18 protein-coding genes are annotated in these 23,255 nt (G+C 44.6%); 14 read left to right on the plus strand and 4 right to left on the minus strand.

Features of this window, described 5'->3' with window-relative positions; genetic code table 11:
• From ACH0QE_RS25365 to ACH0QE_RS25375, 3 genes are all read left to right on the plus strand, one after another.
• Window positions 1-559: TetR/AcrR family transcriptional regulator (locus tag ACH0QE_RS25365; protein ID WP_415803146.1), on the plus strand; the 559-nt coding region annotated here is incomplete at its 5' end.
• A gap of 86 nt (window positions 560-645) precedes the next feature.
• Window positions 646-1,836, plus strand: a complete 1,191-nt coding sequence (locus tag ACH0QE_RS25370) for a M14 family metallopeptidase (RefSeq protein ID WP_415803147.1) — start codon at window positions 646-648, stop codon at window positions 1,834-1,836.
• 90 nt (window positions 1,837-1,926) lie between these two features.
• Window positions 1,927-2,355: a hypothetical protein gene (locus tag ACH0QE_RS25375; RefSeq protein ID WP_415803148.1), complete on the plus strand. Its 429-nt coding sequence runs from the start codon at window positions 1,927-1,929 to the stop codon at window positions 2,353-2,355.
• Between the two features lie 40 nt (window positions 2,356-2,395).
• Here the strand turns inward: ACH0QE_RS25375 and ACH0QE_RS25380 are convergent, their stop codons facing one another.
• Window positions 2,396-4,774, minus strand: a complete 2,379-nt coding sequence (locus ACH0QE_RS25380; protein ID WP_415803149.1) for a M14 family zinc carboxypeptidase — start codon at window positions 4,772-4,774, stop codon at window positions 2,396-2,398.
• Between the two features lie 215 nt (window positions 4,775-4,989).
• Entirely contained in the window at window positions 4,990-5,358 is a 369-nt protein-coding gene (locus ACH0QE_RS25385; RefSeq protein WP_415803150.1) for a DUF948 domain-containing protein, read from the minus strand.
• A 252-nt stretch (window positions 5,359-5,610) separates the two neighbouring features.
• Here ACH0QE_RS25385 and nirB point away from each other — a divergent pair, with 252 nt between their 5' ends.
• The 5 genes from nirB to ACH0QE_RS25410 all read left to right on the plus strand — a co-directional run bounded on the left by nirB (window position 5,611) and on the right by ACH0QE_RS25410 (window position 11,381).
• Window positions 5,611-8,037 (plus strand): nitrite reductase large subunit NirB, encoded by a 2,427-nt coding sequence (nirB, locus tag ACH0QE_RS25390; RefSeq protein WP_415803151.1) that lies wholly within the window; start codon window positions 5,611-5,613, stop codon window positions 8,035-8,037.
• A gap of 15 nt (window positions 8,038-8,052) precedes the next feature.
• Window positions 8,053-8,373 carry a nitrite reductase (NAD(P)H) small subunit gene (locus tag ACH0QE_RS25395; RefSeq protein ID WP_415803181.1) on the plus strand — a complete coding sequence of 107 codons (321 nt, stop codon included), beginning with the start codon at window positions 8,053-8,055 and terminating at the stop codon, window positions 8,371-8,373.
• 47 nt (window positions 8,374-8,420) lie between these two features.
• Window positions 8,421-9,881: a uroporphyrinogen-III C-methyltransferase gene (gene cobA, locus ACH0QE_RS25400; protein ID WP_415803152.1), complete on the plus strand. Its 1,461-nt coding sequence runs from the start codon at window positions 8,421-8,423 to the stop codon at window positions 9,879-9,881.
• A gap of 30 nt (window positions 9,882-9,911) precedes the next feature.
• Complete coding sequence (locus ACH0QE_RS25405) at window positions 9,912-10,640, plus strand: sirohydrochlorin chelatase (protein ID WP_415803153.1); 729 nt, start codon at window positions 9,912-9,914, stop codon at window positions 10,638-10,640.
• A gap of 114 nt (window positions 10,641-10,754) precedes the next feature.
• Window positions 10,755-11,381, plus strand: a complete 627-nt coding sequence (locus ACH0QE_RS25410) for an NAD(P)-binding protein (protein WP_415803154.1) — start codon at window positions 10,755-10,757, stop codon at window positions 11,379-11,381.
• 140 nt (window positions 11,382-11,521) lie between these two features.
• On the opposite strand, the gene ACH0QE_RS25415 is transcribed toward ACH0QE_RS25410, so the two are convergent.
• Complete coding sequence (locus ACH0QE_RS25415) at window positions 11,522-13,462, minus strand: hypothetical protein (RefSeq protein ID WP_415803155.1); 1,941 nt, start codon at window positions 13,460-13,462, stop codon at window positions 11,522-11,524.
• Between the two features lie 19 nt (window positions 13,463-13,481).
• The gene (locus ACH0QE_RS25420) at window positions 13,482-14,360 is read right to left on the minus strand and encodes a hypothetical protein (RefSeq protein ID WP_415803156.1); all 879 of its coding nucleotides are present in this window, start codon (window positions 14,358-14,360) and stop codon (window positions 13,482-13,484) included.
• A 258-nt stretch (window positions 14,361-14,618) separates the two neighbouring features.
• On the opposite strand from ACH0QE_RS25420, the gene ACH0QE_RS25425 reads away from it, so the two are divergent.
• From ACH0QE_RS25425 to ACH0QE_RS25450, 6 genes are all read left to right on the plus strand, one after another.
• Window positions 14,619-15,536: a DMT family transporter gene (locus ACH0QE_RS25425; RefSeq protein WP_415803157.1), complete on the plus strand. Its 918-nt coding sequence runs from the start codon at window positions 14,619-14,621 to the stop codon at window positions 15,534-15,536.
• Between the two features lie 383 nt (window positions 15,537-15,919).
• A complete protein-coding gene (locus ACH0QE_RS25430) occupies window positions 15,920-16,687 on the plus strand; it encodes a 3-hydroxyacyl-CoA dehydrogenase (protein WP_415803158.1) in 768 nt (255 codons plus the stop codon).
• A gap of 155 nt (window positions 16,688-16,842) precedes the next feature.
• On the plus strand, window positions 16,843-18,891 hold the full coding sequence (locus ACH0QE_RS25435) for a sigma 54-interacting transcriptional regulator (RefSeq protein ID WP_415803159.1): 2,049 nt from the start codon (window positions 16,843-16,845) through the stop codon (window positions 18,889-18,891).
• Window positions 18,892-19,348: 457 nt separating this feature from the next.
• A complete protein-coding gene (locus ACH0QE_RS25440; protein WP_415803160.1) occupies window positions 19,349-20,872 on the plus strand; it encodes an acyl-CoA synthetase in 1,524 nt (507 codons plus the stop codon).
• Between the two features lie 29 nt (window positions 20,873-20,901).
• Window positions 20,902-22,047, plus strand: coding sequence for an acyl-CoA dehydrogenase family protein (locus ACH0QE_RS25445; protein WP_415803161.1), 1,146 nt, complete (start codon window positions 20,902-20,904; stop codon window positions 22,045-22,047).
• Window positions 22,048-22,081: 34 nt separating this feature from the next.
• Window positions 22,082-23,236: a thiolase family protein gene (locus tag ACH0QE_RS25450; protein WP_415803162.1), complete on the plus strand. Its 1,155-nt coding sequence runs from the start codon at window positions 22,082-22,084 to the stop codon at window positions 23,234-23,236.
• Window positions 23,237-23,255 lie beyond the last annotated feature (19 nt).

The raw sequence follows: 23,255 nt of genomic DNA on the forward strand, positions 1-23,255 counted from the left end.
ACCGAAGATTGCGCTTGATAAAAATACGATTGTGTTAGCTGCTGCTGAACTTGCGAATGAGCATGGAAGTGAATATGTAACGCTTGCTTTGCTGGCAAAAAGGCTCAACATCAAACCGCCTTCTTTATACAACCACTTTGACGGCCTGCCGGGAATTAAAAGAGAGCTGGCCATTTTTTCACTTGAAAAACTGTACAACAGTTTGGCGGAGGAAGCGAAAGCCAAGTCACCAGGAGAGGAAGCAGTAATGGCATTAAGCCAGGCTTATTTGACCTTTGTAAGAAAGAATCCCGGACTGTACGATTTCGCCTTATCTGCCCCTGATCCTGCGGATGAGCATGTTCATGACGCCGGCAAAAAAATCGTTGAACTTGTAGTATCTGCGATTCGGCCTTTTGATTTGTCAGAAGTGGAAGCAATCCATGCTGTCCGCGGTTTGAGAAGCCTAATGCATGGGTTTGCATCGCTGGAACAAAGAAGAGGTTTCGGGATGCCGCTTGACTTGGATGAAAGTTACAAGCTTGCAGTCACCGCCTATATCCGCGGCTTGAAAAAATAAAGCTAATTTTCATCTTCTGAAATAGATTCCAAAGCTACTCATATACATATGTATAGATGCAACTTTGAAAGAACAGGAGGAGCACTATGGATATATATGTGAGAAGAGGAGATTCCTTTTGGTATTTCAGCAATATTTTCAACATCCCTCTCCAGTTGATCATAGATTCCAACCGGGATATTGACCCAAATTCACTGGATGTGGGGCAGACGGTGAGGATCCCTGGTTTTGCAGCGGTGGATTATCGAATCCGTGCTGGGGATACTCTTTGGAAGATTTCCCAAAGCAGGAATCTGCAGGTGGATGCTCTGCTGCTGGCCAATAAGAATATTAATCCGAATGGGCTGTACATCGGACAGATGATCAAGGTTCCGCTAAGAATCACCTGGCGAATTGTCCAGGGTAAAAAGAATTATGGATATGCCTCACTGATGAGTGATTTGAGACGGTTGGAAAATGTCTATCCTTTCATGAGGGTGCCCTCGATTGGCAACTCAGTTTTGGGTAAAAGCTTACCTGAAACACTGATTGGGAACGGCAATAAACGAGTACATTACAATGGGTCTTTTCATGCCAATGAATGGATCACCACTCCCATCATCATGACTTTCCTGAATGACTATCTGCTGGCACTGACAAATAAGTCCTCAATACGCGGTCTGTCCATGCAGAACTTCTATGGACAGACGACATTATCGATTGTGCCGATGGTCAATCCTGATGGTGTTGATCTTGTGCTTAATGGACCGCCTGAAGCAGAGCCATGGAATGAAAGAGTTGTAGAATTGAATCGAGGAAGCCTCGATTTCAGCGGTTGGAAGGCGAATATAAGAGGGGTGGACCTGAACGACCAATTCCCGGCAAAATGGGAGCTTGAAAAAGAACGTAACCCAAGTCAGCCGGGGCCGAGGGATTATGTTGGACCAAAGCCATTATCCGAGCCAGAAGCGATTGCGATGGCAGAAATGACAAGAAGACGTGATTTTGCCAGGGTCTTGGCTTTCCATACTCAGGGAGAAGTCATTTATTGGGGCTTTGAAAATCTTGAGCCGCCTGAATCGGAGGCAATGGTCAATGAATTTGCCCGGGTGAGCGGCTACCAGCCGGTAAAAACGATTGAGAGTTATGCAGGCTATAAGGACTGGTTCATCCAGGATTGGCGCCGGCCAGGTTTTACAGTCGAACTTGGTTTCGGGATAAATCCGCTGCCGCTGTCGCAATTCGATGAGATATATGAAGAGGCTCTGGGAATTTTCCTAGCTGGACTGTATCTATGAAAAATGCAGATCACCTGAAAAGGTGGTCTTTTTTCTATATTATTATTTGGATTTAACTGGTAAAATTGGTGTATGCAAGGGGGGAGTTAGTTGACTTATTCAGGAGAAATGTCCAAGAAAATCTTGTATGCGATGCTTTTCATAAGTGCGTTCATCCTGCCTAATTTTAACTGGTTCATCAAGATTCCATTCACTTTTGTCGTGCTGGTGATTATTTTACATCAAGTCCAATTAACGATTACCTCAGACCAGCTTGAATATAAAATTAAACTCTTTAAATTTACGATTTACCGCAAGCTGCTGACACCGGAGAAAATCAAAAAAATAAAGTTCGGCCGGATTGGCTGGGCGACGAAGAATGCCGTGGTGAAGGTAAGAAGAGGCTTCAATTTCGGTGTTGCACACTTTTACAGTGAACAGCTCATCCTGGAGCTTGAAGAATTCGCTTTAGCTAATAATATTGAGATTCAAAAAACGAAGGATTATTTGCTGCTGGAAAAATACTATTCTCATAACTAACAAAAAAGCATCGGGCAAGGGCCCGATGCTTTTATCATTTTTATTTTTCAAAGATGCTGTTGGAAAGAAGTCGGAATAGATAATCGGTATGGTCGCGGAAACCAGCCTCCAGGCCGATCATTGTCACGTCCTTATCCTGTTCTTTCACGATGACTGCCTTGCCCTGTGCTTCACTGTTGTTTTTCCAGTGTCCGGCGACAAAGAAGTCAGAGTTGTCGTCAAATGTTGCTGATACCTTATCGTTATCGGTGTTTTCATACCAGACAGGGCGGTAAACAAAACCAAGGTCGTCCTCGCCATATCCTCCCGTCACACCTTCGCCGCTGTAATCAACCTTTGCAATGCCGTTGCTGCTGTAGCCTGCAACGACAATATCGTCATCAGTTAGTCCCAATGTCTTTGTCGCGAGGGATGCACCAGCACCAACTGCGATATATTTGCCTCCATTATTTAAAAATTCTTCTACATTAGCTTTGAAACTATCAAACTGAGCTGGATTTTGGAACCCGAACTCTTTATTGCCCGCACGTGTCTGTGTTTTGGCGATCAAGCCTTCTGTCCCGCTGTAAACAAAGACGTCAAAGCTGGAAAGACCTTGTTCTGCCACGTCTGCAGGAGTTAATTCAGTAACGGCGAAGCCAAGTCGTTTTAGCGCCAATTTGGTTCCTGAATGAGACTGGGCCTTGTCCATGCCGCCATCCTTCAAAATTGCGACCTTCAAGTCCCCAACCTCAACTGCATCAGCCGGAACCTTTGTTGATTCAATGTGCAGTCCGGATTGCTTTACTGCTGCTGAAATTTCGTTAGCAGCTGCTTCTGTGTAAAAATTGCCTTCAGAATCACGCTTTACAGATACGCCTTGCTGAAGAAGAGTGTTTACAAGATTTACGGCTTTTACAGAACTGTTCGGAATCAAGAATGGCCCGTTGCCGCTAACAGATCCCTGTTCCTGGATTTGGTTCACTTTCGTCGCATTTACATCAAAATCACTTTGGACCGCAATCGCCTCGAATCCCCAGAGTTCCGGAAGGCTCCATGCAGAGATATCATACATGGCATCAACGTCTTCAGTGATGTCCTCGCCATCCCACAGCATCGTATTAGCTAGGCCAGCCTTTGCCTGGTCCATTTTTACTATATATGTGCCTTTTGGGTAAGACTTTCCGTCAGCAGTGAACGCCTTAGATGCCTGGACGATTTCGATGTCGTTTTTCTGCAGATGATTAACTGCCTTATGTGTTACGGTTGGATCTTCGGAATCAACAGGCAGCACATAGGCAGTCGGGAAGAAGCCTTCTTCATGGAATGGGTGATCAAAATTGATGCCGCGCTTGAACATCTCAATCTGGTCCTTGATCATTTCCTGCTTGTTATCCGTAGCATTTTTCAATGCGCCCATGATGGCGTCATACATCCAGCGAACGCCGTCTTCATCATTTGTTGGCGCTTCAAGTGTGTGGCCGTAAGCACCATGGTACATTGCGTACATCGGAGTGAAGATTGGCGGATAATCATCCCAGCCTTCTGCGTCATCACGCTGCGGAATGTAGGTTCCTTCCATTGATTGATAGAGGCTGCCTGAGAAGTTTTCCTTGTCGGACATGATTTCATTTTCCATTGCTTTTGCCTGGTTCATTGCCCATTTTTCATACAAATCATATTCGTAATTTGGATTGTGTGGAACCGTACATGGTTCAATAAGACCCTGTTTGTTCGGTGCATAATTTTTTACATAGCCATGTGTATCAAGGAAGATCATCGGATTCCATTCCTTGATCAGTGCGACGGTTTCCTGGGTTTCTGGCTGTGACTGGGTGATGAAATCACGGTTCAGGTCGATTCCTTCACCGTTGAAACGTGTTGCATCAATCCGGCCATCAGGATTCTGGACAACATTGAAAATCAGGATGTTATTTTCGAGGATTTCCTTTGTTGTATCGTCATTTTCAAGAGCAAAGCGCTCAATCAGCTGCATGACCGCATCACTGCCGATAAACTCGGTACCATGGATGGATCCATTGATCATGATCGGCACTTTGAAGTCTGGGTTATTTTCAATCCAGTCCTGTGCCTTGCCAGGGTTCTTGAACATTTGTTTTCTTAATGCCTGAATTTTGCCAAACTTGCCCTGAGAGTCAGGTGCAGCTATCGTAACGACATAAAGCGGCTGTCCTGTTGATGATTGGCCCTTTACTTCTACCTTCACACGATTGGATTGCTTCTCGATTTGTGCGAGCTTGTCGCCGATTTCCGAGAATTTCATAAAATCATAGTTTTCGCTGTTGAACAAGCTTCCGTCCTTTTCTTCATATGCATTTACATAGTTCCACTTCAAAGACTCAGCGAGCGCCGGAGTCCATGGCGAGGATGCCAGCAAGCTTGCGGCGACTACACCAGAGATAATCTTTTTATGCTTCATTTATGTATTCCTCCAAATTGTATTTTGTATATTTATTCATAATAAGTATTAAAAATTATTTCGGCAATCGTACAATATTCCTAAATTTTAGTGCCGGTATCTTACCCCTTGTTTCTGTTGAATTTTTGACTGGTTGGGAAATAAATCAGAATGAGGATATAGGAAGATAGTCACCAGGCAAAGGCAAATAAAAAAACAGGGCGAGTTGCCCTGTCTTACTGTGGCTGCATGGTTCGGTTGCGACGCTTGCGGTTCCACTGTCTTGCTTTATACTTCTGTTCAAGTTCAGCCACAGGTTTTGCAACAAGTGCATTCTTGAATTCAACCGGTGTCTGCTTTACTGAAAAAACAACAGTATTGACAGCTTTCTTTTTCTTTTCAAAATCAGCCATCAGCTTCTGCTGCTTAAACTTCAGTGAATCGGTCTCTTCTTTGATGGCATTCGTTTTGTTCTGTACCCGGGTCGCAGTCTCTTGAAGACTATCAATCGTAGGCTTGGCATCTTTATATGTTTTATAAACAACATAACCAAGATATCCCAGGGCTGCCACGATAACAGCGATACTTATATAAACAATGATCATGAAGCCTGCCTCCTTTTACATTAATTCCATTACAAGTACAATACCCATTTTAAGCTTTAACATAACTGCAATTACAAAGAAAGGTGGAAATTGTTAATTTTGAAAGATTTGTGAAATGATGCACATACTTAACCTAAAGTGTGACGAACTTCACAAACAGGAGACTGAAATCACAATACAATTTATACATAGAGGAAATATCATTAATGAAAACTCCGGAACAGATGCTTTAACTATGGGAGGACAAACGAGATGAAAAAGAAATTAGTCATGATAGGAAACGGAATGGCAGGAGTAAGGACAATCGAAGAGCTGCTTAAACTCCAGCCAGATGGATTTGAAATCACTATTTTTGGGAATGAACCACATCCTAACTACAATAGAATTATGTTATCCACAGTCCTTCAGGGAGATAAGTCAATCGAAGACATTATCATGAATGATTGGAATTGGTACAAGAGTCATGGAATCAAGCTTTTCGCAGGTGAAGCTGTTGTCGAGATTGACAAGCAAAAGAAGCAAGTTATTTCCGATCAAGGACGCAAGGTAGTTTATGATGAATTGATTATCGCGACAGGTTCGAGCTCGTTTATCCTCCCATTGCCGGGGTCTGATAAAAATGGGGTAGTCGGCTTTCGTGACATCCACGATTGTGAAACGATGATCAAAGATTCTAAGACGTATAAAAAAGCAGCTGTAATCGGAGGAGGCCTTTTAGGACTAGAAGCAGCAAGAGGCTTGCTGAATTTGGGCATGGAAGTCGATGTTGTTCATTTAATGCCGCACCTGATGGAGAGGCAGCTTGATGAAACAGCGTCTGGCATGCTTAAAAAAGAGCTAGAATCTCAGGGCATGAATTTCATGCTTGAAAAGCAGACATCGGAGATTTTAGGAGATGAAAGAGTAACCGGACTCAGATTCTCTGATGGTTCCGAAATCCAGACTGACCTTGTTGTCATGGCTGTCGGCATCCGCCCTAATGTCCAGCTGGCAAAAGACAGCGGCATTTATGTCAACAGAGGGATTGTCGTCAATGATTATATGAAGACGGATATACCAAATATTTATGCCGTTGGCGAATGTGCAGAACATAGAGAAATCGTCTATGGGCTTGTCGCACCACTATATGAGCAGGGAAAAGTTCTTGCAGCGAACCTCGCCGGTATCCCAACGAATCCTTATGAAGGGACGATTTGTGGCACCCAGCTGAAGGTATCTGGCTGCGACCTGTTCTCAGCGGGTGAAATCGGTGATGACGAAGGAACGAAATCAATCAAGGTCCACAATGAGTTTGATGGAATCTACAAGAAAATTGTCATTCGTGACAACCGGATTGCCGGAATTGTGCTTTATGGTGACACAAAGGACAGCAACCGCTTGTTCAGGATGCTGACGAAAAGGGAAGACATCAGCGGAATGACAAGTGTATCGATTCTTGAAGCAAGCGGATGCTGCGGCGGTGGTGGAGAAGCAGGCGATGTAGCGGCGATGGCCGACGACGAGCTTGTCTGCGGCTGCAATGGTGTCACAAAAGGAACGATTGTCGACGCAATCCGCACAAATGAGTTAACTACTGTTGATGAAGTAGGTGGCTGCACGAATGCAGGCCGTTCATGCGGAAGATGCAAATCGCTCATATCCGACATCCTCGCATACACGCTTGGTGACCAGTATGATATTGCAGCGAAAAAGGCAGGGATTTGCGGCTGTACGACTTTAAGCAAAGATGAGATTGTGTCAGAAATCAGGGAAAAAGGTTTGACCAATGTCAGGGAAGTCATGAATGTTCTCGGCTGGTCCCAGGAGGAAGGTTGTTCGAAATGCCGTCCGGCGATCAACTATTATCTTGGAATGGTCAATTATGACGGCTATAAGGATGAACGCGATTCAAGGTTGGTTAATGAAAAGATGCATGCCAATATTCAGAAGGATGGGACATATTCTGTTGTGCCAAGAATGTATGGCGGTGTGACGACTGCTGCAGATTTGAAGAAGATTGCAGAAGTTGCCGAGAAGTATGATGTGCCTTTGGTAAAACTGACGGGCGGACAGAGAATTGGCTTATTCGGTGTCAACAAAGAGGATCTTCCGGCAATGTGGGAAGACCTGGGAATGCCATCAGGTTATGCATACGGGAAGACTCTCCGTACAGTAAAGACCTGCGTTGGGGAAAAGTTTTGCCGGTTTGGCACACAGGATTCAATGGGGCTTGGAATCGAGCTCGAGAAAAAGTTTGAACGCCTCGATACACCACATAAGGTCAAAATGGGAGTTTCTGCTTGCCCAAGAAACTGTGCGGAATCAGGAATCAAGGATATTGGCTTTGTAGGAGTCGATGGCGGCTGGGAGATATATATCGGCGGTAATGGTGGAACCGATCTGCGTGCTGCCGACCTGCTTGAAACCGTTAAAACAAAAGAAGAGGCAATGATAATAACAGGAGCATACCTCCAATACTACCGTGAAACAGCTGCATATCTTGAAAGAACTGCACCTTGGCTTGAAAGAATGGGACTTGAACATGTCAAAGAAGTCCTCGCAGATGAGAATAGGAGAAAGCAGTTAAACGAAAGACTGGATAAGACATTGGAGCGATATAACGAGCCATGGCAGGAAGCAATCTCTGATAACGGAATTAAAGAAAAGTACTATCAAGTCCGCAGCGTGACGGTTGAATAGGGAGGATGGATGAAGATGCAAATGACAAAAGTGAGAATCAAAGTAGCTGATTATGATTCCCTGCCTGAACGGGCAGGGCAGGCAGTCACAGTAAATGGTGAGAACATCGTCTTGTTTCGAATATCCAGCGGAGACGTCAAGGCTGTGGAAAACCGCAGCCCTCACAGAAAAGGCGGAACTCTGGCAGATGCGCTCGTAAGCGGGAATTTTATCTACTGTCCAGTTTACGACCTGAAGATATCGCTGGATGACGGGAAAGTACAGGCGCCGGATACAGGGGAAGTAAAAACGTATCATGCTGAAGTAATCGAAAATGAAGTGTATATAACAATATGACCTAAGAGGGGGAACCTCCCTCTTATAATTGAAAGGGCGGGAACACAATGGAAAAAGGAAGAGCATTTTTAGTCGGAGCCGGGCCTGGAGACGTACAGCTGATAACAGTTAAGGGGATGGAAGCCATTAAAAAGGCACAGGTCATTCTATATGACCGCCTTGCCAATCCGAAACTGCTGGATTATGCTCCTGCAGATTGCGAGCTGATCTACTGCGGTAAGCTTCCGGACCGGCACGTCCTTCGCCAGGAAATGATCAACGACCTTCTGGTTGAAAAAGTGCTTGAAGGAAAAATCGTTGTCCGTCTCAAGGGTGGCGATCCTGGCGTATTTGGGCGCGTAGGCGAGGAAGCAGCTGCTTTGGCCGAAAATGGCCTTTCCTTTGAAATTGTACCGGGAATCACTTCAGGAATATCTGCACCGCTATATGCAGGAATTCCCGTCACACACCGTGAATTTGGCGAATCCTTCGCGGTTGTGACTGCCCATGATAAGTCTGAAAATGGCCAGCCGAAACTGGACTGGAAAGGGCTTGCCAAGGGCATTGACACAATTGCCTTTTATATGGGAATTTCAAATCTTCCCTATATCAGCGAAAATTTGATCAAGCACGGAAAGCCGGCGGACACCCCGGTCATTCTGATCCAATGGGGAACCTTCTCCCGGCAGCAAACTTTGGAGGGAACTCTGTCCAATATTGCCGCAAAGGCGAAGGAAGTTAATTTTACCAACCCTGCGATTACCCTTGTTGGCGATATCGTTTCACTTCGGAATAAGCTGAACTGGTTTGAAAAGAAACCTTTGTTTGGCAAACAAATATTACTTGCCCGAACAGGAACTGATGAGAGTGAACTGGCGAAGGAATTGATGGAGCAGGGAGCAGATGTGATTGAATTCCCGAAATGGAAAAAGATTTCCGTACCATCAGACCAGGCGGTGATCGAAAGAATTCCAGAATACGAAAAAATCCTTTTTACCTCTCCTGAAAGTGTCGGGGAATTCTTCGAAATCTTATTTTCAAAAGGAATCGATATCAGAAAGGTGAAAGCAGACTTTTACGGCTGTTCAACGAAGTCTATTAAAGCATTGAATGAAAGAGGGTTTTTTGCAGAATTGGAAGGGAAGATGCCTCTGGATGGAAAGCTGTTAATCGTAGGTGATAGTGATACAGTCTATAAGTATCCGCATGCAGAAATGTTCGTAACATCCAAAAAAGTCATCGACGAGCAATTCACGCCAATTTTTAAAAGAGTCCTTGAGGAAGCTTCGGTTAATACAATCGTTTTGCCAAGCAGCAGATCTGTAAAAACAATTATTGAAGAAGGGATCCTGAAGGAAATCATTCCTCAGCAGCTCGTGAAAACAGCAAAGGTTGTTTGTATGGGAGTTAGGACAGCAGAAACTGCAGTAGAATACGGTGTATGTCCGAATGAGATTTTGGAAGCACCTGATAAAACCGCCGTGATTGATTGTTTGTCCAGTAAAGAATCTGAACTGGCATTCGTTTAATGGACTTGTTTTTTTAAAGGAGAGAAATAAATGGAAGCAACCGTATTCATCAGCCATGGCAGCAGAAGTGAGCAAGGAAACAAGGTGTTTGTGTCATTCATTGAAAAGGTGATTTCAACAGGGGAGATTACGAATGCTTCCTATGGGTTCCTTGAAAATGCCTGGCCAAACATTTTTGAAGCGGTTGAATCATGCATTTTAAAGGGAGCAACATCGGTAACCATCGTTCCGGTATTGCTGCTTCCAGGAATCCATGCAAATGTGGACATACCAAAGGAGCTGGTAAGGGTCAAACAAAAGTACCCGGAAATAGAGATATTCTATGGCCAGCCGCTTGGTGTGAATGAATCGATACTGGAAATCGTTCTGGACCGTCTGAAGGAAAAAGGCTTTTCAGGTATGAAGTCCGAGACCATCCTGCTCGTCGGGCATGGCAGCAGAGATCCCCTTGCTGCTGAGGAATTTGAGAAAATGGCGGACAGGGTTCAGGAGAAAGTTTTAACTAAAGCTGACACTGGATATATAACAACACAGCCATTCTTTGGAGAAAAGCTATTGGAAAGCGACTCGTCCTCAAAGATTTACATTTTGCCATTTCTCCTGTATACGGGCGGTTTTACTGCTAAAATAGAGGAAACTGTTGAAAATATAATGATTCAATACCCGGCGAAAGAGATTGTCCTGTGCGAACCAGTTGGCTTCGATGACCGTCTTGGCGAGCTGCTTCTGCAAAGAGTTGATGAAGCAAGAGCAAGGTAAACATAAAAATAAGGTCTTCGCTAATAAAATTGTGAACATCGCCAATGAAGTTGTGAAAACCGCCAATAAAATATAATTTGCAATCAACATCGCCAATAAATGGAGAGTGGAAGCATGTTATACCCTATAAATGTAAGGATACGGGATCGGAATGTCGTGGTGATTGGCGGCGGCAAAGTCGCTCAGCGTAAAGTCTTTGGCTTGCTGGATGCTGGAGCAAAAGTGAAGATAGTGAGCCCGGAATTAACAAGCGAATTGCTGCGGCTAACCGAAACAGGCGAGATTTCCTGGCGGCCTGAGCCCTATGCGAAAGAAGATCTTGAAGGGGCGTTGCTCATCATCGCTGCCACAGATGATCGAGAGACGAACATGGCAGTAAAAAAGCATGCAGCCGCGAATCAGCTGGTTAATCTGGCAGATAACCCTGAAGAATCCGATTTTCAAGTTCCATCCGTCATGAAAAGAGGCAAATTGACCATTGCTGTCTCTACATCGGGAGCCAGTCCAGTGCTAGCAAAAAAGATATGTGGCCAGCTGGAGCAAATGTTTGATGAACAATATGAGAGTTATCTAGATTTCCTGGCATCCAGCCGTAAAGAAATCAAAGCGGCTGTCAAAGATGAAACAGTAAAAAGGAAGCTTCTGAGAACATTAGCAGACGAGAGTTTCGTAAAGGAACCCTATCGAGAAGAAAGGTTTGCCAGGCTGCTTGAAGAAGCGATAAGTGAGGAGGGGAGGTAAAGTGCGAATGCGCATCATTACCTCCTTCCTTTTTTTGTTCAAATGCCCAACTTCAGAATAAGGTATTCTAGTTGCCGATTTAGGAATAAAAAAAGGACTTCCAGCAAGTGTGGAAGTCCTCTCCAGGATAATAAATCCTATTATTTTGTTTCTGCTTCACCGATAACTTCTTCAGTCGTCTCTTCAGGTGCTTTTTCAAATACTGCAAGGACAGCAGAAATCAACGCAGCAAATTTCTTCGCAACTTCACTTGCATAAACACTTGCTTTTGACGCCGCTTTATTAGCAGCAGAAGTGTTAACCTTAGCTTCTTCAGCAGCCGTTTCATCAGCAACAACCTCTTCAGTCACTTCTTCAGAGGCAGTTTCATCAGCAACAACTTCTTCAGTCACTTCTACAGCAGCAGTTTCATCAGCAACAACCTCTTCAGTTACTTCTTCAGCAGCAGTTTCATCAGCAACAACCTCTTCAGTCACTTCTTCAGCAGCAGTTTCATCAGCTACAACTTCTTCAGTCACTTCTTCAGAAGCAGTTTCATCAGCTACAACATCTTCAGTCACTTCTTCAGAAGCAGTTTCATCAGTAGTAACTTCTTCAGCTACTTCTACAGAAAGAGCAACAGCTGAGAACTCATTAGCGTTCTTTTTAGCTGTTTCACTTGCATGAAAAGCTTTAGACTTCATTTTGTTAGCAATAGAAGGAGATACTTCTGTTTTTTCTTCAGTTACTTCTTCTTCAGTCACTTCTTCAGCAGCAGTTTCGTCAGCAACAACCTCTTCAGTCACTTCTTCAGAAGCAGTTTCATCAGCAACAACCTCTTCAGTCGCTTCTTCAGAAGCAGTTTCGTCAGCAACAACTTCCTCAGTCTCTTCTTCAGCAGCAGTTTCATCAGCAGCAACTTCCTCAGTAGCAGCTTCTTCAGTCACTTCAACAGACAATGCAACAGCTGAATTTTCGTTAGCGTTCTCTTTAGCAACATCGCTTGCATTGAAAGCACTGGACTTCATTTTGTTGGCAACAGAAGGAGATACTTTTGCTTCTTCTTCAGTAGCGTCTTCTTCAATCACGTCTTCTTCAGTCACGTCTTCTTCAGTAACGTCTTCTTCAGTAACGTCTTCTTCAGTCACGTCTTCTTCAGTAGCTTCTTCTTCAGCAACTTCTTCTTCAGTTACCTCTTCTTCAGTCACTTCTTCCTCAGTAACTTCCTCTTCAGCAACTTCATCTTCAGTCACTTCAACAGACAAAGCAACAGCAGAATTTTCATTAGCTTTCTCTTTAGCAGTTTCACTTGCGTTGAAAGCATTGGAATTGGCTTTGTTAGCAGCAGAAGTGTTCACTTTTTCTTCAGTGTCACCTTCTTCTGCATCTTCTTCTTCATCTTCATCTTCAGTTTTCACTGTTGCATCTGTATCAAGATCGATGTCTTCAGAATCAGAGTCATTTTCTTCATCTTCATCTTCAGTTTTTACAGTTGCATCTGCATCAAGGTCGGTGTCTTCAGAATCTTCATCAGATTCTTCTTCATCTTCCTTTTTCATTTCAGTGTCAGCGTCAAGATCAGCTTCTTCCTCATCTTCTTGCTTTGTTGCTGTATTTTCTTCAAGCTCAGCAGTTTCTTCTGATTCAGCATCTTTTTCAGTGTCATCAGTTACAACTGGTTCTGCTTCAACAACCTCTTCAACAACTGGCTCCTGTGTAACAACTTCTTCAGTTGGAACTTCCTCAGCAGGTGCTTGCTGAACAGTTGAGTGAACTGCTGCGTTTGGTGCTGCGTGCTTTTTAGCAGTTTCACTTGCATGAGTGCTAGCCTGTGATTTCGCTGCTTTTTCTTTAGCTTCCGCTTTTGGTGCTTTTACTTGAGGCTTGGCAGCAGGCTTTGCTGGAACAGCCGGTTTTGCTTTTGCGTCAGCCTTTTTAGCAGACTGAACCTTTGCTGGTTTCACTGCATGAGATTGTTCAACCTTAACTTTTTCAGGTCCTGCTGCTTGAGTGAATTGACCTCCAGTCAGTACCCCGATTGATAATACTCCAGCTAACATAAAAGACTTAACAACTTTTGTTCCATTCATATAGTTATTCATTTTAATAATTCGCTCCTTTTTATTTAACGTTATCCGTGGCTATTACGTCGGTATACGGTAAAAAAGCAGGAGCTTTGAGCGGTGGCGGTGATGGCGGGGCATTGACCCACTGGCTTTGAAAAACAGCAACTCGCGATGTATATGGCTGTTGGAGATTTAAATAAATTGATTCATCCCAAACAAACCACTTATCGTTTAAGAAGGTGCTCGAGTTTCCATAAGTTGTCCTGTCACTTGAAGGCCCCCCTGAAGCCTTAGTGCGTGAAGGAGGGTTAGGAATGTTGTCACCTTTAGGATACCTCTCGTTTTTGGATGAATCCTTTTCATCATTTTTAACTAAAGGCGTTTTTTTGCTTGCCGTCTTTGCTGTAACCTTAACAAATGGCGGGTGCGCTACTGACTCCTTGGATGGCTCAACCTTTTCCTTTAACCCAGGTGATCTACGCTTTGTTTCTTTAACGTTATTCCCCTTATTATGTATGGATTTTAAAGCACCTTTATTGCTAGGTTTATTGCTAGGCTTTGTATTATGTTTTACCTGTTTTGACTTCTCGTTGATCGATTTAGCCTTTTGAGGTAGGTCCGCTTTCTCATTTTTCTTGAATGATGGAGCTTTCCCACTTGAATTCCCTGCATCAGCAGGCTTCTCTTTTGGTTTTGCCTGGGCTGGTTTTTGAACGACAGGCTTCTGCACCGAATTGTTTTCGACAGCAGGTTCTGCTGGAGGTTTTACAGAAGTCTTGGCATTCTCCGCCTTATCTGGCAGAGTAACTTGTTCAGCCGCCACAGACTGTTGTGGCTTTCCGGCATTTGACCCTTTTTCAGCAAAAGCAATGTCAGGTACTAACATAGCTGCACCAGCAATAAAGCCAGTAATGATCAGTTGTCGGAAGTGCATTCTTTCACCTCCTTTCATAGCGGTATTCTATCTTTCCGAAATAGCATTCTGGTTTTTAAACCTCTTTTTGTCGGTTTTTGAAGAATTTTATAACAAACCGTTCTTTTAACCTAGCAGCCTATGATACGATTTACCTTTCTTTTTGGTACTTATTAATTGAGGTGGAAAATTAATGGAATTATTCTTACTTGCCCTTTTATAAAAAAGGAGTAGAATGTTAGTTATGCTTTAACCGTTTAAATGAAAGAAGGAAACATCATGAAAAACCTTAAAATTTATTTGATTCTTACTGGTGTCATGTTTTTGTGGGGATTGAATGTTACTGCCCTTAAGATCATAGTAGGGAATTTCCCGCCAATCACCATCACCTCGCTCCGCGTCTTCACGGCTGGAGTCTCGGTGTTTATCATTCTATTTTTCTTAAAAAAAGTCCGTCTCCCATCCAGGAAAGAGTGGATATATATATTAGGTGGCTCAATTCTGAATGTTACTGGTCATCATTTATTCCTCGGAATTGGATTAAAAGTGACCTCGGCTGTCAACGGAGGCCTGATCCTCGGTATGGGACCATTGCTGACTGCTTTGATGGCGATTTTATTCCTTGGTAAACGGCTGACATTTGTACGGACACTCGGGTTTATCTTCGGAGGAATTGGCGTCTCATTGACTGTGATGGCAGGAAGTGATGGAGTTTCAGGCATGTCGATTGGCGATTTTTATGTATTTCTTTCCATTCTCTCACAGGCGATCAGCTTCATCATTATCTCCAAAGCAGCGAAAACTCTGGATCCACGTCTGCTGACTGGATATATGCTCATCTTTGGTTCAATCCTGTTGTTTTTTATCGGACTATGGAAGGAGCCAGATGGATTAACAAGCTTGGGAAGTGGTTCACTTGGATTGTGGAGCGTATTTTTTGCATCAGCGATTTTCGCCACAGCAGTAGGGCATATGCTCTACAATTACGCGATTGGAAAAGCTGGACCAGCGGAAGCATCCATTTTCCTGAACTTGAATACATTTCTGTCAATCTTGTTCGCTGCCATCTTCCTTGGGGAGCATATTACATCATCCCACCTGCTGGGATTGATTTTCATCGTTTCCGGTGTCATATTCGGATCAGGGGCACTTGAGGAATTGTTGCTGAAAAACAAGATGAAACGGAACGCAGCTTAATATTGAATTTCAATGCAGGGCTTATGCTCTGCATTTTTTTGTCCAGGTTTAATGAAACAAAATTGGTTTTTAAACCGATTTTGAGGGCTAACGGGGAATAAATAAGCTTCAACGGGGATTATATTCGAGTCAACAAGGATTATATTCGAGTCAACGAGGATAAAAACCAATCCAACGGGGATAAAGCATTCAAGCTAGTAAAAAAATTAACTCAAGAAACAGTTTAGCTGGATTGAATTCTCCAAGTGTCCATTTATCCATGAAACTGTCCTGATACTGGACACTTCTCTCTAATAATCTCTTGATTTTCATGATAAACAGATCTGGCACGATTCTTGCTTTATATAAAACTAACAATTTTATAAAAGTGGAGGTCAAACAAAATGAAAATGAATGAAGCTAGAGCGATTGTTACAGGCGGGGCGTCTGGTTTAGGGGAAGCGACTGTCAGGAGAATTGTAGAGCAAGGGGGGAAGGCTGCGATACTTGATTTGGCAGTGGAACGCGGAGATGCACTCGTTAAAGAACTCGGGGAACAAGCAGTTTTTATCAAAACAGATGTAACGAGCGAGGAAGAAGTATCGAATGCTATTAGTAAAGCGATTGAAACATTCGGATCAATTAACACGGTTGTTAACTGCGCTGGGATTGGGGTAGCGGGTAAGCTGTTATCTCGAAAAGGAGTCCATACCCTGGACATGTTTTCGAAGGTTATCTCCATCAACTTGATCGGAACCTTCAATGTCATCCGGCTTGCTTCAGAGCAGATGTCTAAAAACGAAGCGAATGAACTTGGTGAGCGGGGTGTCATCGTTAATACAGCATCTGTTGCTGCGTTTGACGGCCAGATCGGGCAGGCTGCCTACAGTGCTTCGAAAGGCGGGGTTGTCGGTATGACGCTGCCGATTGCAAGGGAGCTTGCTGCTTATGGTATCCGCGTCATGACAATTGCACCGGGACTTTTTCATACGCCGATGTTCGATTCGCTGCCTGAAGAGGCAAGGGACTCGCTTGGTAAAATGGTGCCATTTCCACAGCGGCTCGGATACCCTGAAGAATATGCACAGCTTGCCGAAAGCATCCTCACAAATCCTATGCTCAATGGTGAAACGATCCGTCTGGATGGAGCCATTCGTATGCAGCCGAAATAAGTTTACTAGAATATTGATCAACTATAACGCAACGTAGAGCCTGCTCCTCATTTGGGAGCAGGTTTTTTTACGTCCAAAAGTGTACCTTTACCTGACAATGCTTTATAATTGAAGTTATAATATTCAGAAATCTCTCGTTTGGAGGAGGGAAATGATTGATTGAATTCAAGGATATTGTGACTACTGTCGACTGCGAGGTCACGGATGAAACAACATTACGAGAGGCGCTTGAAATTTTTAAAAAGAAGAAGTGGAATCTGCTGCCAGTGACAGACGCTGAACGGAATTTGCAGGGTGTTTTTACCCGGAGCGGACTTTATCAGATGATTCTCGATGGCAGTCCGCTGGAGACACCAATCCAGCCATACATAAAGAAGCAAGCAAGGTCAATCCGGATTGATACCCCTTACCGGGAAATCGAGCAAATTGTAAAAACGAGCAAGGTTGGCACAGGAGTTGTGCTAGATGAGCGAAACAAGGTCATCGGTTTACTGACCAAGACCGACATGGTGGTCGCCCTGTTAAAATCTGCGAATACACTCAAGGATCAGCTGGAAACAATCCTGCAGCACTCCAATATCGGGGTACTCATGACTGACGGCGGGATGAAGGTAGTATATGCAAATGAAGCCTTTGCCAAAATCAGCGGCCGTTCTGTTGATTCAATAATAGCCAGGGAGCTTGACGAGATTTTTCCCGGCTTGCTGAACGAAGGTCATACGCCTCATCATTATGAAAAATTCAAATCGATTCTTCATATCTCTTCCTATGAAACTGTGAATCATGAAGAGGGGAAAATCCTGTTGTTCCAGGATATTTCCGAATTTGAAAAAATGGCAGAAGAACTAGAGACGGTCAAAAAGTTGAAGCTGACAATCGAGACGACGCTCGAGAATGCGTATGATGGAATCCTGATGACCGACGAAAAGAATATGATCACTATGGTCAGCCCGCCGCTGCTGGAACTGTTCAGCCTGGAAAAAACAGAAGTTTTATCTAAACCTGTTGATCAAGTACTTCCGCAACTGAAGCTTGGCAATGTATTTAGTTCGGAAATGGCGGAAGTCAGCGATTTTCACGAAATGAACGGAATAAGATATATTGTCCACCGAATTCCAATCAAGAAGGATGGCAAGGTAATCGGTGCGATTGGTAAAGTGATGTTCCGCCAACTGAATGAAGTCAGCGAGTTATTCAAAAGGCTTCAGAAAGCCGAGAATAAGGCTAGCTTTTACCATCAGCAGCTTCAGAAATCAGAGTCAGCAAGATTCACTTGGGATCATATTTTCAGCGAAGATCCTTATATGGAAAAATTAAAGAAGAGTGCTGCCAAAGCAGCGAAAGGTAGATCCACAGTATTGGTCAGGGGAGAAAGTGGGACAGGGAAGGAATTGTTCGCGCATGCCATCCATAACAGCAGTGCCCGGAGCGAAGGCAAGTTTGTCGTCGTCAATTGTGCAGCTATCCCAGAGGACCTGCTTGAATCGGAGTTTTTCGGATATGAAGAAGGTGCCTTCACAGGGGCAAAGCAGCGCGGTAAAATCGGCAAGTTTGACCTGGCGAATGGAGGGACGCTTTTCCTCGATGAAATCGGCGATATGTCACTCTCCCTCCAGGCAAAACTGCTGAGAGTTCTGCAGGAGCGAGAGTTTTACAGGGTAGGCGGAAATGTCCGGGTGAAGGTAGATGTCCGTATTATCGCGGCAACAAACCGCAACCTGGAAGAGATGGTGAAGCAAGGGGAGTTCAGGGAGGACCTTTACTATCGCTTGAACGTCATATCGTTGAACATCCCGCCGCTAAGGGAACGCGTGCAGGATGTCGGGTATTTGATCACTGGTTTAATGAAAGAATTGAATTCGATGCTAGGAACGAGCATCACGGGTATCTCGACACAGGCAAAGAGGGCCCTCCTGCGCTATGAATGGCCAGGCAATGTGCGGGAGCTGAGGAATGTCCTTGAGCGCGCAATGACCTTTGCCGAGCATGGAAAAATACAGGCAGAGGACCTGCCGGATTACTTACTCTCGCAACTATCCAGCCCACTCAGTGAACAAATCAGTCTTGTCGAGGACGCCGAACTCGGCGCGATCAAAAAAGCCCTTTCCCAGACGAACGGAAATAAAGCAAAGGCAGCAAGGCTACTGGGCATCAGCCGCTCAGGTCTTTATGAAAAAATAAAGAAATACGAGTTGAGCGTTTAGATACGAACTGGAAAAAACACGTGGTTTTTTCCAGTTCGCCAATAAATCCTGAAAATCGCCAATAAAATCAAATTATGGCCAATAAAGTTGTGGAAATCGCCAATAAAATTAGAATATCGCCAATAAAGTTGTGGAAATCGCCAATGAAAATAGAACACCACCATCAATGTTGTCCATAACACCCAATAAAATTAGAAAATCGTCAATGGAAAACATAACTTTAATCAATAAAGTTACTAACACTATAAAATGGGCCAATTTCCTTTCGCTAGTTCCGCTAAAACGAATAGTCATCAAAGTGTCCAAACAAGATGTCCAATTTTCGTACACTTCGATGGACACCTGATAAAATCCGCTCAAGGTTTAACCTGTATTTATCATTTTTGGAAAACTGGCATAATTATTGCATATAAAAATATGAATGCGTTTTCAAATTTAACCAAGGGGGAAGTTTTGTATGGATATCGGGTCATATTTAGGGCAAAATGCCAGGAAAACACCGGAGAAGCTGGCGATCGAATGTGAAGGAAGGGGCTATACGTACAAGCAGTTTAATGAGGAAGTGAACAAGGTTGCCCACGGATTGCTCACCCTGGGGATTCACAAGGGCGAGAGAATTGCTCTGATGATGAAAAACTCTGATCAATTTGTGTTTGCTTTTTTTGCAGCTGCTAAAATTGGTGCGGTAATCGTGCCTGTGAATTTCCGTCTGACAGCATCCGAGGTCCATTACATACTTGAACAGTCCGGCACTGTGTTGGTGATTTGCGATGATGAGTTCGAGGATATCATTACTTCAGCACGTGAAGGAACAAATACAGCGAATGTCATCACGACTGGTACCCCTAAAGCAGTTGGACATCAATCATTCAATAATGTCCTTTCCGAAAATGTTACCGATCCACAAATCGAAGTCAGCGATGATGATGACCTAGAAATCTTGTATACCTCCGGGACGACTGGCAGGCCAAAGGGGGCCTTATTTGACCATAAACGAGTGTTCAATGTCGGCCTGACAATGATGATCAGTATGGGCATCAACCAGGAGGAAAGAATCCTCCATATCGCCCCGCTGTTCCATTCGGCACAGCTTAATCTATTCCTGGTTTCGGGTGTCGTCCTTGGGGCCACCCATATCATCCATAGGGACTTTCATCCGGTTACAACGCTTCAAGCGATCCAGCAACATAAAATCACCCACTTTTTTGGAGTGCCGGCGATGTACAACTTTATGCTGCAGGTGCCGAATGCTTCTGATTACGACCTTACTTCAATCAAAAGATGCGGATATGGCGCTGCACCAATGGCACCAGAACTCGTCCGTAAGAGCATGGAGCTTTTCAGCACAGACCAGTTTTACAATCTATGCGGCCTGACCGAAGCTGGTCCTGGCGGCATCCTGCTCGGTCCGGAAGGGCACAGGCACCAGCTTGGAAAGGGAGGGAAAGCCGCATTCCTGACTGAAGCCAGAGTGGTGGACGAGGAAGGTAAGGATATCAAGCCAGGTGCGGTCGGCGAGTTCGTCCTCAAAGGTGAGTCCATCATGAAGGAATACTATAAGAAGCCGGAAGAAACGGCAAAAACGATAAAAGACGGATGGCTGTATACAGGTGACCTGGCAACGATTGATGAGGAAGGATATATCACACTCGTAGACCGGAAAAAAGACATGATCATTTCGGGCGGGGAAAATGTGTATTCCATTGAAGTAGAAGAGGTTCTTTATGAACACCCTGCAGTAATGGAGGCAGCGATCATCGGACTGCCTGATGAAGTCTGGGGAGAAGCAGTATGCGCAGTCATCGTGCCGAAACAGGATGTAATCGTTGATGAGCAGGAACTTAAGAGCTTTTGCCGCCAAAAACTTGCAGGCTATAAGGTTCCGAGAAAGATTTTTATCGAAGAGGCATTGCCAAGGAATGCTTCAGGTAAAATCCTGAAATACCAGCTTCGCCAGAAACTGAATGAAGTGAAGCTTTAATAGTTTGAGAGAAAAGGGGAGATACAAAAATGAAACACCCTTATTTAACAGATGACCATGAAATTTTTCGCAGGTCACTAAGGAAGTTTTTAGAGAAGGAAGCATATCCTTTCTACGACAAGTGGGAGGAAGAGCGAATGATACCGAGATCCTTCTGGGAGAAAATGGGCGAGCAGGGCTATCTTTGCCCTGATATCGATGAGGAATACGGCGGCAGTGAAGTTGACTGGGGATTTGCCGTCGTCATTAATGAGGAACTCGAACGGGTGGGTTCAGGACTTGTTGGTGTAGGACTGCATAACGACATTGTGGTCCCATATATTACTGCCTACGGGACAGAGGAACAGAAAAAACGCTGGCTGCCAAAATGTGCGACAGGTGAAATCATTACTGCAATTGCGATGACAGAGCCTGGGACGGGTTCGGATCTGGCGAACATACAGACAACGGCAATCCTTGATGGTGACCACTATATTTTAAATGGACAAAAAACATTCATCACAAATGGAATCCAATCTGATTTGATTGTCGTAGCCTGCAAAACCGACCCAAAAGCGAACCCGAAGCATAAAGGTGTCAGCTTGCTTGTCGTTGAGCGGGATGCACCAGGTTTTTCACGTGGAAGGAAGTTGAATAAGGTAGGGCTGCATTGCCAGGATACGGCTGAACTAATCTTCGAAGATTGCCGTGTACCTAAAGAGAATTTGCTTGGAGAAGAAGGTAAGGGATTCCTTTATTTAATGGAAAAGCTCCAGCAGGAACGCCTGCTTGTCGCGATTGCCGCACAGACAGCATCCGAAGTCATGCTTAAGCAAACGATCGATTATGTAAAAAGCCGTGAAGCATTTGGCAAGCTGGTCAGCAAGTTTCAGAATACGCAGTTCAAGATTGTCGAGATGGCGACAGAAATCGAAATGGGAAGAGCATTCCTTGACCAGTTGATTGCCGAGCATATCGAAGGCAAGGATGTTGTCACAAAAGTATCGATGGCAAAGTGGAAGCTCACAGACAGCGCGAAGAGAATCGCCGGGGAATGTATGCAGCTACATGGAGGTTATGGATATATGGAAGAATACGAGATTGCGAGAAGATTCCGCGATATCCCGGTTGCCAGCATCTATGCAGGAACGAACGAAATCATGAAAACCATCATTGCTAAAAACTTGGGATTGTAGACATAAATTTGATTAACAGAAAGGAAGATGAAGCATGCGTGAAGTTGTAATCGTCGAAGCCGTCAGGACTCCTGTTGGCAGAAGAAAAGGTTTATTAAAAGATATCAGACCGGATGAGCTGGCTGCAGGAGTTTTGAGAGAGGTTGTTAAGCGGGCTGGAATCGATGCAGGGCTTGTTGAAGATGTCATCCTCGGCTGTGTGACACAGTCAGGTGAACAGGCCGGGGATATTGCCAGGGTAGCGGCTTTGACTGCAGGTTTCCCGATTGAAGTACCAGGAACAACGATTGACCGTCAATGCGGATCAAGCCAGCAGGCAGTCCATTTTGCAGCCCAGGCAATCCTTGCAGGGGACATGGATGTCGTCATTGCCGGCGGAGTTGAGAATATGACACGTGTTCCAATGGGTTCTAATTACCAGGAAGCTAACCCGTTCAGCCCTAAATTAAGAGAACAATACGAGATGATCCATCAGGGACTATCCGCGGAACGGATTGCCGAGAAATACGGTTTTACCCGCCAGGAGCTTGATGAATTCTCCGCCGAAAGCCATCGCCGTGCTCTGAAGGCACAGGCAGAAGGTTATTTCAAAAAAGAAATCATGCCGCTGGAGGTCACCCTTGAAAATGGCGAAACAACTTTGATGACCGAGGATTCAGGACCTCGTGAAGGGACGACGCCTGAGGTTCTGGCAGGATTGAAAACGGTCTTCAAAGAGGATGGTGTCATCCATGCCGGCAACGCGAGCCAGATCAGTGACGGTGCCGGAGTCCTGCTTCTGATGAGTCGTGAAAAAGCCGAGGAGTTGGGTTTGAAACCGCGATTCAAGGTCCACACCAGGGTTGTGGTAGGTTCGGATCCGACGCTGATGCTGACAGGACCAATTCCCGCCACAGAAAAGGTCCTCAAAAAAGCCGGCCTAAAGCTGGAGGATATCGATGTTTTCGAGGTGAACGAAGCATTCGCACCTGTACCAATGGCTTGGCTCAAGGAAACTGGTGCGGATCCTGCAAAACTTAATCCGAATGGCGGGGCAATCGCGCTTGGCCACCCTCTTGGAGCGAGCGGCGCCCGCCTGATGATTTCGATGATGAGTGAACTGGAGCGAACCGGCGGCCGCTATGGCCTTCAGACGATGTGCGAAGGGCACGGAATGGCAAACGCCACCATCATTGAACGCCTGGATTAAAAGGTTCCTAACACTCATT

The sequence above is a fragment of the Mesobacillus sp. genome, assembly GCF_047739415.1.
Taxonomy (GTDB): domain Bacteria; phylum Bacillota; class Bacilli; order Bacillales; family Cytobacillaceae; genus Mesobacillus.

What these genes read in the sequence shown, in the direction of transcription:
- ACH0QE_RS25370 (WP_415803147.1), top strand. Translation starts at nt 646, where the DNA reads ATGGATATATATGTGAGAAGAGGAGATTCCTTTTGGTATTTCAGCAAT.
- ACH0QE_RS25380 (WP_415803149.1), bottom strand. Translation starts at nt 4,774, where the DNA reads ATGAAGCATAAAAAGATTATCTCTGGTGTAGTCGCCGCAAGCTTGCTG.
- ACH0QE_RS25385 (WP_415803150.1), bottom strand. Translation starts at nt 5,358, where the DNA reads ATGATCATTGTTTATATAAGTATCGCTGTTATCGTGGCAGCCCTGGGA.
- nirB (WP_415803151.1), top strand. Translation starts at nt 5,611, where the DNA reads ATGAAAAAGAAATTAGTCATGATAGGAAACGGAATGGCAGGAGTAAGG.
- ACH0QE_RS25395 (WP_415803181.1), top strand. Translation starts at nt 8,053, where the DNA reads ATGCAAATGACAAAAGTGAGAATCAAAGTAGCTGATTATGATTCCCTG.
- cobA (WP_415803152.1), top strand. Translation starts at nt 8,421, where the DNA reads ATGGAAAAAGGAAGAGCATTTTTAGTCGGAGCCGGGCCTGGAGACGTA.
- ACH0QE_RS25405 (WP_415803153.1), top strand. Translation starts at nt 9,912, where the DNA reads ATGGAAGCAACCGTATTCATCAGCCATGGCAGCAGAAGTGAGCAAGGA.
- ACH0QE_RS25410 (WP_415803154.1), top strand. Translation starts at nt 10,755, where the DNA reads ATGTTATACCCTATAAATGTAAGGATACGGGATCGGAATGTCGTGGTG.
- ACH0QE_RS25415 (WP_415803155.1), bottom strand. Translation starts at nt 13,462, where the DNA reads ATGAATAACTATATGAATGGAACAAAAGTTGTTAAGTCTTTTATGTTA.
- ACH0QE_RS25420 (WP_415803156.1), bottom strand. Translation starts at nt 14,360, where the DNA reads ATGCACTTCCGACAACTGATCATTACTGGCTTTATTGCTGGTGCAGCT.
- ACH0QE_RS25425 (WP_415803157.1), top strand. Translation starts at nt 14,619, where the DNA reads ATGAAAAACCTTAAAATTTATTTGATTCTTACTGGTGTCATGTTTTTG.
- ACH0QE_RS25430 (WP_415803158.1), top strand. Translation starts at nt 15,920, where the DNA reads ATGAAAATGAATGAAGCTAGAGCGATTGTTACAGGCGGGGCGTCTGGT.
- ACH0QE_RS25440 (WP_415803160.1), top strand. Translation starts at nt 19,349, where the DNA reads ATGGATATCGGGTCATATTTAGGGCAAAATGCCAGGAAAACACCGGAG.
- ACH0QE_RS25445 (WP_415803161.1), top strand. Translation starts at nt 20,902, where the DNA reads ATGAAACACCCTTATTTAACAGATGACCATGAAATTTTTCGCAGGTCA.
- ACH0QE_RS25450 (WP_415803162.1), top strand. Translation starts at nt 22,082, where the DNA reads ATGCGTGAAGTTGTAATCGTCGAAGCCGTCAGGACTCCTGTTGGCAGA.